Origin of the sequence: Vibrio sp. 10N.222.48.A3 (assembly GCF_041475345.1) — a bacterium.
In the GTDB taxonomy this organism is placed as follows: Bacteria; Pseudomonadota; Gammaproteobacteria; order Enterobacterales; family Vibrionaceae; genus Vibrio; species Vibrio tasmaniensis_A.
Genome location: NZ_JBFRVX010001819.1, coordinates 1 through 262, shown reverse-complemented (window position 1 = coordinate 262; position 262 = coordinate 1). Strand labels below are relative to the sequence as shown.

Below are 262 nucleotides of genomic sequence, written 5' to 3'. Positions count from 1 at the left end.
CTTCAGAAGTTGGTTATTAATATACCCCAAAGAAAAAAGATTACAAGTATTTTTTGCTATTCGTCACACTTTTAGCCACTTGCGGTTATTTTACAAACTTATTTCTGTAATTAAATTACAAAATAGAATTAAACAAACGTTTGCCCGCACCACTTATAAGCATCAATGCGCTTATTTATGATCAGATAGACAAGATCGCTTTCAAAATTTGAGCTATTTGAGGTTTAGAACCGCTACTCGTCAAAACGCTCAAGTGGTATGC

1 protein-coding gene is annotated in these 262 nt (G+C 33.6%); it reads left to right on the top strand.

Features of this window, described 5'->3' with window-relative positions; translation table 11 throughout:
• A partial coding sequence (locus tag AB4653_RS29060; RefSeq protein WP_372106102.1) for a hypothetical protein occupies nucleotides 1-181 on the top strand: 181 nt, incomplete at its 5' end.
• Between the last annotated feature and the right edge of the window lie 81 nt (nucleotides 182-262).